The following is a 12,205-nucleotide window of genomic DNA, read 5'->3' as shown; positions in this document are numbered from 1 at the left end:
GATAGGTAATGAATAAAATAAACATGGATGTAAATTACAGAACAATGGCCGGTAATGCGCGTTTAGTTATGCTAGGCGAATCAAGCCACAATCCCGCAATCTACAAATATGAAGCTATAAAAGCACTTAGGCAACTTAAAACAGCTGGTTTTACCCATTTTGCAATTGAAATGTTACCTCGTTCTATGCAAGAAAAAATAGAGTTTTATCAACGAACAGGTAAAGGGTTTAATGTAATTCAGCAATATTTTAATGATAATTGGGCTTGGGGTTATTTAGTTCCTAAAGCATATGGCGAACTGGTTAAAGCCGCTCGGGAAGTAGGCTTAAAAATAATTGCACTTGATTTGACTTTGGATGAGATGGAGTCTATTGATAAATCGTGTGATTATGATAATTCATTAGCAGGTAATTGTTTTAATAGTCACACCATTAGAAATATGGTTTGGGCTCAAAATATAAGTAATATTTTAAATCAAACTAATCAAAATCGCGTTGTTGCTTTTATGCATCGTTGGCATGCTGTTAGATCAACTAAATATCAAGAAGGTCTTGATACACTTGTGAAAATGGAAGGCACGCTAAAACTTAGATTTATTGACTTTATTGGTGGTACTGCTTGTTACTCACAAAGAAGTTGTGAGGGTTATTCTGATGAAAAGGGTAATCTTAAAAAGCAATATTTTTCACGAGAAGGTTTTCCATTTCAAACTGCAGTAAAATCTTATCAAGTACACCTGCCTGAAAATACCTCGATAGTAAAAGGTATATAGTAGTGAAAAAGTTAATTTATACTTTTTTTGTACTTATATTATGTTTCGACTCATTTGCTGGAACTTTATTTCCAAAGCATGATATTAATGATCCTAAGTTATCCAAAAACACCGTGATACTTCAATGCCAAAAAAGCCTGATGTATGCGCCTAGACAGCTTGAAAAATGGTGCGAAAAAGCATACGAAATGGGATATTGGCAGGCGCTAGAAGTTATAGGTTTACATACAAGTGATGGAAGCCGTTATATCACGGAGGCTCAATTACATGCTGAAAATGGTGATCCTGATGGAATCTTAGCATTGGCTTTTGCATATGAGTCTGGGCGTTTTGTTACTAAAAACTTACATAAATCGATTGCTTTATATAATCAATACTTAAATGAAAACCAAGGTATTGAAGAAGAGAAAATGAGAGTAATCAGAACCCATGAAGCTCTATATTTGATATATACAAAGTTAGGTGATTTTGAAAACGCAGCTAAACAGAAACGCTTTTTAGATGAAAGTAATTATAAAGAAAATAAAGAAGCTATATTAAAAAAACAAATGCGAGAAGCGGGAATATCTATTGACTCAGAACAATAAAATGCAATTTTAGTAAAATTGATACTTTGATATTCGCATGACAGATTTAATTGAAATAAAAAGGAGCTATAAACGCCAAACTTAAGGCGCTATAGAATTATTATGGAACAACAACACCAACAAACACTAACCAACCTCGTATACGATATTTACGAGGATCCAACTAAAATTGAAGAGCATCAAGAGCTTATTCAACCACTATTGAGCGATTTAGTTGCAAGTGCCCCTGTGGGTTTTGAAGGCATGGCGACGATGATCAATACTCATATTTCAAACGGGTTTAAGTTTAAAAACCCTAAAATACAAAAGTTTGAGCTTGAGTCAGGCTTATTAAAGCTTAAAACCTACCTGCAAAAAATAAACCTTTAATTAGTTTCGTAATTGCCAATACTCTCGGCGCAGTGTATTGGCTGTAATCAAGGATGATAAATGACTCTTATAAACACCTGCATTTTAATGCTGTTTTTACAGCCATTATTTGTTTATTTAGCACTATTTAAACAGTCAAAATACAGTGTTAAGCCCAAAAGCTCGTTAGATAATGAAGATTCAATGTTTTTATTTATTGCCCCTGGCTTATCGGTTTTTTATCTTGATCAGTTTTGGGTCGCGCTGCTTTATTTAGGTAGTGTGTGCTTATTGGGTGTATTGCTAGCTAAAATTGTAGAAAGCAAAGCAAACAAGCGATTGACCAGAGACGATTCAATAGGGTTTATGGTCGCCAGTTTTATCTTTTTTGGAATGATAAAGTTAATTATTGTTGCGGCTGCGTATTTTTTTACCGATGACGCTTCAAGCGCGATAACAGAAGATTTAAGCCCAGCTAAAGAGCCCTCATTGACGATTAGCCAAATGTTTAGTGTGGATTATTTGTATAGCCAGTTTAAACCTACGGTTTATTTTTTAGCATTAATGGTCGTGACCTTAGTGCTCAAAATTATTGAGTACAAGTTTTCTTTAAAGGAGGCGCTTTCAGGCATACTTATTATGCTAAGCGCTATATTAGTCGGTATTTCCCCACTATTTGGCGAAGCTTATATATTAGGCTTAATTGCTAACTTTTTTATCTTTTTTATAGTGTGTTCTACATGTATCGAAATAGACAAAATAGGGGATGCATCGGGTGGCGCTATTGCTATTTTATATGGCTATATATTAATGATGGGACTTGGGTTTAGCATTATATGTAAGCTGGTTTATGAATTGTTTTTTTAGGGAAGGATTGATTGTTTTTTGCTCTAAATGCTTGCAGAACACTTTGTACCCAATTAGAATAAATTTTAGTTGAAATGGCAATTTCATTAACGCTGATAGTTAAGAGTTTAAAACGTCATTAAATAGCAATACGACACGTGTATTTTGAGTTTAATAGTTTGGAGCTTGTATATTTTGTTATCGCGTTTTAAAGCTTACTTTTTGGTAGTTGTATCTATTACTATTATTTTTACTACAACACAGGCTTGTGCAGATATATTTGGTTTTTTTAATAAGCAAGATTTTGTTTTATCGGCTCCGATAAAAGGGCAATTATTAGATGAAGGGCAGCCTATTGCAAATACTAAGGTTGTACGTGCGCTTACTTATGGTGATGAATATAAAGATGAAGCAATAACCGATGATAATGGTTTTTTTACCTTCACAGAAAAATCTATAAAAACGAGTAAGCCTGCAAACATGTTTGATAATGAATCACTGGTTCAACATGTTTATTTAGAAAATGGTACGCCTGAGGGCGTTGTTCTTTGGTACATAACCGTGTCTATGCACGATGGGAGTGATACCCTAAAAAGCTTACTCGCTGACTTAGAGTGTGATATTGCCAAAGACCCACAAACATACGACATACCTATAGAAGAAGCGCCAGAGCACTTCTTTACGGTATATGGTGCATGCATTTGATTTATTGGAGATTATATTTTTGATGGAGCGGTTTAAGTTGCCATTACTCATTGTAGTTGTGGCTATTCTAATTTTATTTACTACAACACAGGTTTTTGCAAATATGTTTGGTTTTTTTAGTAAGGAAGATTTTGTGTTATCAGCTCCAGTTGAAGGGCGTTTGCTTTTTGATGAGCAACCTGTTGCTGGTAAAAAGGTATTTCGTAGACTAAATTATGGCGATGAATATATTGATGAAGTAACAACAAGTAGTGATGGTCGTTTTTCTTTCCCTAAAAAAGTTATCAAAACATCAAAGCCATCAAACATGTTCGACAACGAATCTGTTATACAACACATATACACATTAGATGAGAATGCAAAGGAAGTTACTATTTGGGCTGTTAGGCTATTTCCTTATGAGCATAAAGATACGCTAACCAAATACTTAAGTAATTTGGTTTGTGATATCGCAAATGAGCCAGAAACGTTTGATATAGCTGCTAAAGATAATAAGCAGCATACATTTGCAGTTTTTACCACCTGCAAGCTCTAACGTTTAAAACCAATAAAAGGATTTAAAATGAATACGTTAACACCTACTCAGGCAGTCCAATTAGCATCACTTGCTTATGATGCTAAAGAATTAAAAAATACAAAACTATTAAATGGGCTATTGCATGCATCCTTACGAGATCAGTTTGATTTTTCTATCAATAATAAATCCATACAAGGTGTGTCAGGCGGGTTTTTCTCTCATTTATTTGGTTTAAGTACTGGGTTTGGCCTTGTTGCACACGGTAAAAATTCATTTCAAGGTGATTCAGTAATCACTATTCGTGGCACGGCTTCTCTTAGAGATGGCCTAACAGATGCACATTTTGGGTTAAGCGGTGGCTCTAACGGCAGTATGGTACATGCTGGGTTTAATAAAACCTTTTATAGTATGAAACCTGCACTACAAGAGTTTGTAGCGGCTAACATTCGAGACAAAATAACCGGCTGTGTGCATATTGTTGGCCACAGTTTAGGCGGGGCATTGGCTACGCTTTCAGCCGATTGGATAAAAGCAGAGTATTCGTTGCCGGTTAAATTATATACGTTCGGCTCACCAAGAGTGGGGCTTGATAACTTTTCACGCGCTGCCACCTCACGTATTGATAAAATATACCGCTGTACACACGGTGCTGATCCGGTTACAAAAGTGCCTTTGTGGCCATTTTCACATACGCCCTACAATGGCCAAGAAATTCGTCTTGATAATGGTCAGGGCCTTAAAGGCGCAGCCCACAAGTTAAGCGGTACGCCAGGCTATGTTAATACCGCAAACAGTAATGACTGGGGCAATTTAACTGTAAAAGCAAACCACTTTTTAAGCACACCGGTACGCTTAAAGTTTGAAGACAGAAACCAAGCTTCATTTAGTTCACACTGGGCAGATAAGCTTGGCGCTGCGTTAGTTACCTTATTAAAAGATTCGGGCTACTACAGTGCTGTTGCAGCACAAGCAGCCATAGGTACAGGCTTAACTTTTTACGATATGCTCGCGCGAACGCTTGATAAAATAGCCAAAGCGTCAGCCTCATTTGCAACGCAAACCTTAGGTTTACTCGGCCACATGCTAGTGTTTGCTGGCAAAGTTATTAGCAAAGCTGTAGAGCTGACTTACAGTTTTATAAAATCGGTATTTGACTCAACTCTAGGGGCATTATATCGCGCTGCCCGAGAAGGCTTAAATGGTCTAGATTAAGGTTTTATAAGCCTTAATCTCGCTCTAACAAAATGGCACCACTTTGGGTTTCACCTAAGTGGTCGTCTTTGTTATAAATAGGGCACTTACTCATTGATAAACACCCACAGCCAATACAGCCATCAACCCGTTCACGTAAACGTCGCATATAAGCAATACGCTCATCAAGTTTCTTTTGCCATTGTTTTGAGAGTGCAGACCAGTCTTTTTGTGTTGGTGTACGCTGCTCTGGTAACGTTGCCAGAGTTTGTTTAATTTCTTCGAGCGTGATCCCCATCGCTTGTGCTGCTTTTATAACTGCTACTCGCCTTAGTACATCTGGTTTAAAGCGTCGTTGATTGCCACTGTTTCGCCAACTGCGTATTAGCCCTTTATTTTCGTAAAAGTGCAGTGTAGATACCTTAACGCCACTGCGTTTAGCGACAAACCCAACCGTTAAGTTGGCTTCAGTAAGCTTTTTTTGTACCGCCATCACTTTAATTCCTTTTAAAAATTAAATTATTTCTTATTGACCTGAACTTAACTTGAGGTTTTAAGCTTTGCTCCATCATAAGAAAAGGAGCTAACCCAATGCAAGAAAAATCAGCACACAATATCGCAATCATATATTCAAGTGGACGTAAAAATGGCAATACTACCGCGCAAGTTAATGCCTATAGTAAGCAACAAAGCGGCATTGTTTTTTGCTTAGATGATTATGTTATTTCACCTTATCGCTACGATAAGCAGTATCACAATGATGATTTTTATAATTTGTTTGAAGTGTTACTTCGTTACGAACATTGGGTGTTCGCATCGCCTGTGTACTGGTATAACACCACGCCAAAAATGAAAGCATTTATAGATAGGATCACAGATTACATGGATGATGAGGCGTTAAAACCGAAGCTTAGAACTTTACGTCAAAAACAGTTTTCACTGTTGTCTAATGCTGCATCTCCCTCTGCGCCAGACGCATTTATCGATATGTTTAAACATACCTTTAATTATTTAGGAATGACTTTCAAAGCACATTCACATGTTCAGGCTAGTTAATCACGTTAAATAGCGTTAGGCTAAACAAAAAGTAAAAAGGATGATGTATGAAAACGTTACTTATTGGCTCAAGCTTACTTTTGGCTAGCTTTAGTACTCTTGCTGCAGAGCCTTCGCCTGTTATTAAAGACTATGGTTATTTTTATAATGTGCCCGAGCATGTGTCTGATTTAAACCAAGCACAGTTCAAGATAGCTTTTGATGTAGGTAAAGGCGCTGAAAAGGGCGTGCAAAATAATCATATTAATTCGTTAGCGCGATTTATTAATATGCATGTGGCTCACGGCGTAAAACCAGAAAATATTCAGCTTGCGCTGGTGGTACACGGTGGAGCCAGCGTTGATGTACTGAAAAACAGTGATTATAAAGCTCGGTTTGACAAAGATAACAAAACCGAATCTTTAATTAAACAGCTGCTTGCTAATAACACGCAGGTATATGTATGCGGGCAGTCGGCAATGCATATGAAGGTAGCAGCAGATCAGCTTATACCTGGGGTGAAAATGGCGCTTTCAGCGATGACAGCCCACGCCCAGTTACAACAACAAGGCTATACATTGAATCCGTTTTAATGAATATTCTGTGTTTTGGTGATTCCAATACCTTTGGTATTTCTCCTGTTGATGGCAAACGGCTGAGCGAAATTGAACGCTGGCCTACTTTATTAAAGCAGCAGTTGGGCACCGGCTTTGAAGTGATTGAAGCCGGGGAGCCTAATCGTACTTTAGTCAATAACCCCCCGTTTATGGGAGATAAATCGGGCATTAAATATTTAAAACCGTATCTGGAAGCGCACACTGTTGATGTTGTTATTATTCAACTCGGTACTAATGACTTAAAAGCACGTTTTGCACTGTCTGCTATCGATATTGGCAAAGCGCTTGAGGAGTTAATTTTAGCCATTAAAGCCTTTTATCATTGTAAAACAATACCAAAGATTATCATTATAAGCCCGCCCACGGTTCATGAAGTGGGAAGTTATAAAAGCATTTACGCAGGTGCAGGTAAAAAAGTTGAACAATTATCTATTGAATTTAAAGCCGTCGCCTATCGTCACACGTGTGTATTTTTAGATTGTTATCCGCTGATAAAGCCATGTAATAAAGAGGGCATACACTTACCCGTTAGTGCGCATAGAGAGCTTGCTAATAGTTTGATATCTATAATAAAAAAAGCCGCCGTGTATTAAACACAGCGGCTTTAATTTATTGCTTAGGGAGTGTATTAAAATTCGTAACTAACACTTAAGCGTGTTGTACGCGGCATAATGTAACGGCCATTGGGGGCGTCGGCATTGCGTGGGTCGCCTTCAGTGATACCTTGCTCGTCGGTTAGGTTATCTACAGCTAATTGCAGTTTAATGCCTTCGACTGGTTCAACAATTAAACCTAAGTCTACTTTTTCGTAGCCATCAAGTGTCACGGTGTTTTCGTTATTACCAAAGCGGTCATCCACTGCTGACAAAGTACCATATAAAGTGGCATACATGCCGTCTACTTCAAAGTCATAGCTTGGTGTTACACGTACTTGCCATTTAGGTTGGCGCTGTGCGTCGTTACCTTTATTTTCAGGGCTTTCAGTGATTTCGGTCTGTTGTAATGTGGTATTTAAATTAACAGAAAAGCCAGATTCATGATTAAAGTTATAATCAAGTTCAACACCATACGCTTCGTTGGTTAAAATGTCAGCCGGTACACCCGGGCGACTTACAAAGGTATCGCCTTTTACTTCATTGACAAAAAAGGTGGCGTAGAAGTCGGTAGAGTCTGAAATAAGCTTGTAACCTAGTTCGCCCTGCGTTACTTCTTTAATTAGTTTTTCACCCCCTTGGTATGCGCCAAAGTTATCTCTAAAGTCATCAAAATATGGCATTTTATAACCACGGTTAACACGTGCAAACACGCCCATGTCGTCATTAATTGAATAGTTTAAACCGGTTGTCCATGAGGTTTTACTTTCATCGTAATCAACGGTTTTAGTGATAATACCGTCAAGGTCTTCATCAACACTGTACTGCACATCATGGTTTTCTTTACGTACACCTAAATCAAGCGTAAATGCATCTGCAAATTTGTATTGGCCTGTAAAGTAAAAAGCATTGGTGCGTGCATCACCTGTTGAGCTAATATCGTAATTAAAACCACACCCGTCAGTGCTTTGGTTACATTCAATGCCATTTAATGACTCACCACCGGCTTCCAGCACGTGATACGCCGTATTACCTAAGCTCCACCAATCGCTCGCAGATGTGCTTGCGGTGTAATAACCAAAAGTGGCCGATAAATCGCCAAATTGCTTTGAAAAGGCTAAGTCGTTAGTAAACGAGCTTATTTCTTTTAATACTACCCAGCGACCCAGTTGCTGAATCGCGGTGTCACTAGCATATTCGGTGTTAGTCACTGCACCGAATGCCGTTTGACCATTGTCAGCCACTTCACCAATTGTCGTTGCTGAACCATTAGGTACTAGGCCAAATGTATTGGCATCGCCTTTAGTAATATTAAAACGATCTATAAATTGCCAGCCATTATCAAATTCTAGTTTAATGCTACCGCCGGATACATGGCCATCCCATCCTCGGCCATCACCTAGGTCAATATCGTGTGCTTGCGCATCTGGGCCGGTAAAAATCGTCGCTTGACGGTTAAGTGTGCCTAATTGAGTATACTGGGCGTCAATACCGTCAACGTTTAATGGGGTGGGTAAGTACCAAGCACCGTGATCGTCTGTTTGACGGGTATAAAAGTTAAGCTCGCCATTGTCTAACTCTTTAGTAATGTTAATTGTAAATTGGCTTCCTTTTTCTGAGGTAAACCCTGCATCACGAATACCCGGTGAGCTTTTAACATAGCCGCCTACCATAAAATATAGATCGTCGGTGATTTCACCACTTAGCACAGCATCAACCCGTTGTAAGTCGTAATCTGAGGTGGTGTATTTAAATAAGCCTTGAGTATCTTCACTGCCACGCTTTAACCTAAAGTTGGTTGTTAAACCAGGCTGACCATTGGATAGCACAGGGTTAGGACCACCACGCAGTGCTTCCATCGTTTCAATCGTTTCATCGATTCTAAATAACGATGAGTTTTCTAAAAATGAAAGAGTAGGCGCAGGGTAAACTGGCGAGCCTTCAATACTGAGTGTTAAAAATGGCGCATCACCACCTCCTGGAAAACCACGTACAAATACGTTGGCACCAGACTCACCACCAGAGCTTTCTACCCACACACCGGGAACAGCTTTAAATAAGTCAGCAGTACTTTTAGGTGATAATTTTATAATTTGTGATGAATCAATATTTGTTACTGCGTAGCTGGCATCAATTTTTCTGATCCCAACACCTGCGGGGGTACCAGAAACGACAATTCGCTCAACTTTTTTTTCTTTTGCTTGTTCTGCTGCAACAGCAGCGTGTGTGCTTAGGGCTAAAGTAATTGCACAGGCTAGCATGCTTTTTGCTTTATTGAATTTCATGTGTGAGATCCCGTTTTTAGTGTGTTAAACAGTGTGTATTACAGCGAGATTGATTAAATTTTAATGTAAACAAGCTGTATAAATTGAAACTCTAGAGATAAATGCAAACGTTTGCAATATTTATTTGTAAATTATTTATTAATATGGGCTGTTGTTTTATTGAGCGTAATTACACAAGAGCGTAACTTTTAAGTTAATGGGCAAGCCAGTAAAAAATAATAATGCTATATTGTCAGTAAGTTAGATATAGCATCAGCCGAAGTGGAGCGTTTAGGGTTTTATGAATAATAAAAAAATTAAATTAGCTGATTTAGCAAAGCTTGCAGGGGTGTCTACCTCAACGGTTTCGCGCGCGCTGAATAATAACCCGCTTATAAAACAAGAAACCCGCGACAAGCTTCAGCAGCTTGCAAAAAAACATAATTTTAGCCTTAACACGGCAGCTAGCCGTTTACGTACGCAAAAAACCAATGTTGTTGCCGTCATTATTAATCTTGATGAGCAAACCGAGCAGTCAATTAGCGATCCATTTTTACTCAAGGTAGTGAGCGAAATTAACCTTGCGCTTAATCAGCAGGGTTTAGAGTTGTTGTTATCTAACTCTATTATGGCGCAAGATGACTGGGCTAATTACTTTATTAATGGCCGCCGAGCAGACGGTATTATTGTTGTGGGGCAAGGAAAAAGCCAAACTAATATAGAAGCGGCTGCCGATGCGGGTATTCCTTTAGTTGTATGGGGGGATCCAAAAACACAAAGCAATTATCCTATTGTCGGCAGCGATAACTACTTAGGAGGAATGCAAGCGACCGCTCATTTAATAGAACACGGTGCTAAAAGTATTTTATTTTTAGGCGATCCTGAGCATGGTGAAATTAGTGAAAGGCATCGTGGTTACGCTGCTGCACTTTCTACTCATAAACTTGAGCAGCATGTTATATCCATTGATATTACCAGTCGCTCAGCGTATCAAGCAATTAATCAGTTATTACGTGAAAAAGGTTTATATTTTGACGCGATAATGGCCTGTAGTGACATGGTTGCACTGGGGGCGATGAAAGCGCTGAAAGAGCGCTATGTAAGTATTCCCAACGATGTGGCACTGGTTGGATTTGATGACATTGCCATGGCTGATATTAGCCATCCCTCTCTTTCTACGATTAAACAAAACACCCAATTTGCTGCGACTTTGTTAGTTAAAAAGTTAATACAGCAGTTTTCAGGTGAAAAAGCCGAATCACAAGTTATTGATATAGAATTAATTACTCGCCAGTCAAGCAAACGTTAACTTAGTATGCATGTATATTAATTGTTAAATTTAAAATGCAAACGATTGCAATGATATTTGTTCTACACTAAACTCTGGATTTACTGACTAACACACACGGTAATTTACCAGCTATGGGTAATTTGCTTTATAAAAGTTATGGCGTATGTCGCTCTAAACGAGGCAAGCAATGAGTAAAATAAAAATCACACTGGCAATTGCTGCAAGCTATTTTATTTTCGCAATACTATTAAATAGCGTAGGCACTGTTATTTTGCAGGCTATAAACACACTAGGAGTAAGCAAAACAGAAGCGTCGGTTTTAGAGGGATTTAAAGACTTATCAATTGCAATAATGTCATTTGTTGTTGCTTCATTTATACCGCGTTTGGGCTACAAGCTTGCAATGCTGCTAGCACTGATAGTTGTCGCAATAGCGTGTTTTTTTACAGCTGTAATAAGTGAATTTTACATGTTTAAAGTGTTATTTGCTGCTGTGGGTTGTGGTTTTGCGGTCGTTAAGGTGTCGGTTTATTCAATTATTGGCCAAGTGACAGAGGGTGCAAATAGTCACTCATCATTACTAAACACGATAGAAGGCATTTTTATGGTGGGTGTATTAAGTGGCTATTGGGTATTCACCGCATTTATAGACCCTGTTGATAGCAATGCCTGGTTGAACGTTTATTACCTATTAGCAGCGCTTACGCTTTTGGTGATTATCAGTGTCGTAATAGCACCAATAAAACCTGCTATTAAAGGTCAAAAAAGCAACTCTGGTTGGAATGACTTTATTGCTATGCTCAAACTTACCTATCAACCGTTAGTGCTGATTTTTATTATTAGTGCATTTTTGTATGTGTTAATCGAGCAAGGGGTAGGGACTTGGTTGCCTACATTTAATAATCAAGTTTTGCAATTACCAGTAGCCATTAGTATTCAACTAGCGAGTATTTTTGCCGCAGCTCTTGCTTTAGGGCGCTTAGTGGCGGGCCAAGTATTAAAGCATATTCATTGGTTTGTTGTACTTAGCTGTTGTTTAGTTGCTATGGCTGCGTTGATTATTATTACCTTACCACTAACGGAAAACTTACCTAAAAACGAGGTGAACAGTTTATTTGATGCGCCTCTGGCGGCGTTTGTTTTGCCATTAATTGGCTTTTTTATGGCGCCCATTTATCCGGTACTCAACTCAGTCATGCTCAGTGCGCTTCAAAAGCATCAACATGCTGCAATGACAGGGTTAATCGTTGTGTTTTCAGCACTTGGTGGCACCACAGGGTCGGTGATAACCGGGTATGTATTTGAGCACTTTAGTGGCCAGCATGCTTTTTATCTTTCACTTGTGCCCATTAGTTTAATTTTTATTAGCGTGATTATTTTTAAAAAACGCACCCATGCCATTTCACAACACGCAGTCAATAGTTAATAGATTAGGACA

The 12,205-nt window shown here is 38.5% G+C and carries 14 protein-coding genes; 12 read left to right on the top strand and 2 right to left on the bottom strand.

The annotated features are described in order from the left end of the window. Window positions 1-8 precede the first annotated feature (8 nt). The 7 genes from FLM47_RS15985 (at window position 9) to FLM47_RS15955 (ending at window position 4,988) form a co-directional block, all read left to right on the top strand. Complete coding sequence (locus tag FLM47_RS15985; RefSeq protein ID WP_138621733.1) at window positions 9-773, top strand: ChaN family lipoprotein; 765 nt, start codon at window positions 9-11, stop codon at window positions 771-773. 2 nt (window positions 774-775) lie between these two features. Beyond that, window positions 776-1,360: a hypothetical protein gene (locus tag FLM47_RS15980; protein WP_081374100.1), complete on the top strand. Its 585-nt coding sequence runs from the start codon at window positions 776-778 to the stop codon at window positions 1,358-1,360. Between the two features lie 102 nt (window positions 1,361-1,462). Further along, a complete protein-coding gene (locus FLM47_RS15975) occupies window positions 1,463-1,729 on the top strand; it encodes a hypothetical protein (RefSeq protein ID WP_178956937.1) in 267 nt (88 codons plus the stop codon). A 60-nt stretch (window positions 1,730-1,789) separates the two neighbouring features. Continuing rightward, entirely contained in the window at window positions 1,790-2,575 is a 786-nt protein-coding gene (locus tag FLM47_RS15970) for a hypothetical protein (protein WP_036955101.1), read from the top strand. 174 nt (window positions 2,576-2,749) lie between these two features. Continuing rightward, on the top strand, window positions 2,750-3,259 hold the full coding sequence (locus FLM47_RS15965) for a DUF6795 domain-containing protein (protein WP_178957428.1): 510 nt from the start codon (window positions 2,750-2,752) through the stop codon (window positions 3,257-3,259). Window positions 3,260-3,296: 37 nt separating this feature from the next. Next, complete coding sequence (locus tag FLM47_RS15960; RefSeq protein WP_306295544.1) at window positions 3,297-3,794, top strand: DUF6795 domain-containing protein; 498 nt, start codon at window positions 3,297-3,299, stop codon at window positions 3,792-3,794. A 27-nt stretch (window positions 3,795-3,821) separates the two neighbouring features. After that, complete coding sequence (locus FLM47_RS15955) at window positions 3,822-4,988, top strand: lipase family protein (RefSeq protein ID WP_178956936.1); 1,167 nt, start codon at window positions 3,822-3,824, stop codon at window positions 4,986-4,988. A 13-nt stretch (window positions 4,989-5,001) separates the two neighbouring features. On the opposite strand, the gene soxR is transcribed toward FLM47_RS15955, so the two are convergent. Next, the gene (soxR, locus tag FLM47_RS15950; protein ID WP_178957426.1) at window positions 5,002-5,460 is read right to left on the bottom strand and encodes a redox-sensitive transcriptional activator SoxR; all 459 of its coding nucleotides are present in this window, start codon (window positions 5,458-5,460) and stop codon (window positions 5,002-5,004) included. 98 nt (window positions 5,461-5,558) lie between these two features. Between soxR and FLM47_RS15945 the strand changes: the two genes are divergently transcribed. Genes FLM47_RS15945 through FLM47_RS15935 form a run of 3 tightly spaced genes read left to right on the top strand, consistent with a single transcriptional unit; the run spans window position 5,559 to window position 7,212 of the window. Then, on the top strand, window positions 5,559-6,023 hold the full coding sequence (locus tag FLM47_RS15945; RefSeq protein WP_010389334.1) for a flavodoxin family protein: 465 nt from the start codon (window positions 5,559-5,561) through the stop codon (window positions 6,021-6,023). A gap of 47 nt (window positions 6,024-6,070) precedes the next feature. Continuing rightward, window positions 6,071-6,595 carry a DsrE family protein gene (locus FLM47_RS15940; RefSeq protein WP_178956935.1) on the top strand — a complete coding sequence of 175 codons (525 nt, stop codon included), beginning with the start codon at window positions 6,071-6,073 and terminating at the stop codon, window positions 6,593-6,595. Continuing rightward, a complete protein-coding gene (locus FLM47_RS15935) occupies window positions 6,595-7,212 on the top strand; it encodes a GDSL-type esterase/lipase family protein (protein WP_178956934.1) in 618 nt (205 codons plus the stop codon). The genes FLM47_RS15940 and FLM47_RS15935 overlap by 1 nt, the downstream gene beginning before the upstream one ends. A gap of 35 nt (window positions 7,213-7,247) precedes the next feature. Here FLM47_RS15935 and FLM47_RS15930 read toward each other — a convergent pair whose 3' ends face one another. Next, window positions 7,248-9,497, bottom strand: coding sequence for a TonB-dependent receptor (locus FLM47_RS15930; RefSeq protein ID WP_178956933.1), 2,250 nt, complete (start codon window positions 9,495-9,497; stop codon window positions 7,248-7,250). Window positions 9,498-9,777: 280 nt separating this feature from the next. Here FLM47_RS15930 and FLM47_RS15925 point away from each other — a divergent pair, with 280 nt between their 5' ends. Then, window positions 9,778-10,785: a LacI family DNA-binding transcriptional regulator gene (locus FLM47_RS15925; RefSeq protein WP_138594317.1), complete on the top strand. Its 1,008-nt coding sequence runs from the start codon at window positions 9,778-9,780 to the stop codon at window positions 10,783-10,785. A 169-nt stretch (window positions 10,786-10,954) separates the two neighbouring features. Continuing rightward, window positions 10,955-12,193, top strand: a complete 1,239-nt coding sequence (locus FLM47_RS15920; RefSeq protein WP_178956932.1) for a sugar MFS transporter — start codon at window positions 10,955-10,957, stop codon at window positions 12,191-12,193. Window positions 12,194-12,205: the final 12 nt, after the last annotated feature.

It is taken from the genome of Pseudoalteromonas sp. Scap06 (genome assembly GCF_013394165.1).
Classification (GTDB): domain Bacteria; phylum Pseudomonadota; class Gammaproteobacteria; order Enterobacterales; family Alteromonadaceae; genus Pseudoalteromonas.
The sequence above is the reverse complement of the archived record's forward strand: the minus strand, read 5'-3'. Positions and strand labels throughout refer to the sequence as shown.

Excerpts from the sequence above, each read along its gene's own strand:
- FLM47_RS15975 (WP_178956937.1), top strand. The coding sequence starts at position 1,463 with ATGGAACAACAACACCAACAAACACTAACCAACCTCGTATACGATATT.
- FLM47_RS15970 (WP_036955101.1), top strand. The coding sequence starts at position 1,790 with ATGACTCTTATAAACACCTGCATTTTAATGCTGTTTTTACAGCCATTA.
- FLM47_RS15940 (WP_178956935.1), top strand. The coding sequence starts at position 6,071 with ATGAAAACGTTACTTATTGGCTCAAGCTTACTTTTGGCTAGCTTTAGT.
- FLM47_RS15920 (WP_178956932.1), top strand. The coding sequence starts at position 10,955 with ATGAGTAAAATAAAAATCACACTGGCAATTGCTGCAAGCTATTTTATT.
- soxR (WP_178957426.1), bottom strand. The coding sequence starts at position 5,460 with ATGGCGGTACAAAAAAAGCTTACTGAAGCCAACTTAACGGTTGGGTTT.
- FLM47_RS15955 (WP_178956936.1), top strand. The coding sequence starts at position 3,822 with ATGAATACGTTAACACCTACTCAGGCAGTCCAATTAGCATCACTTGCT.
- FLM47_RS15930 (WP_178956933.1), bottom strand. The coding sequence starts at position 9,497 with ATGAAATTCAATAAAGCAAAAAGCATGCTAGCCTGTGCAATTACTTTA.
- FLM47_RS15945 (WP_010389334.1), top strand. The coding sequence starts at position 5,559 with ATGCAAGAAAAATCAGCACACAATATCGCAATCATATATTCAAGTGGA.
- FLM47_RS15935 (WP_178956934.1), top strand. The coding sequence starts at position 6,595 with ATGAATATTCTGTGTTTTGGTGATTCCAATACCTTTGGTATTTCTCCT.
- FLM47_RS15925 (WP_138594317.1), top strand. The coding sequence starts at position 9,778 with ATGAATAATAAAAAAATTAAATTAGCTGATTTAGCAAAGCTTGCAGGG.
- FLM47_RS15985 (WP_138621733.1), top strand. The coding sequence starts at position 9 with ATGAATAAAATAAACATGGATGTAAATTACAGAACAATGGCCGGTAAT.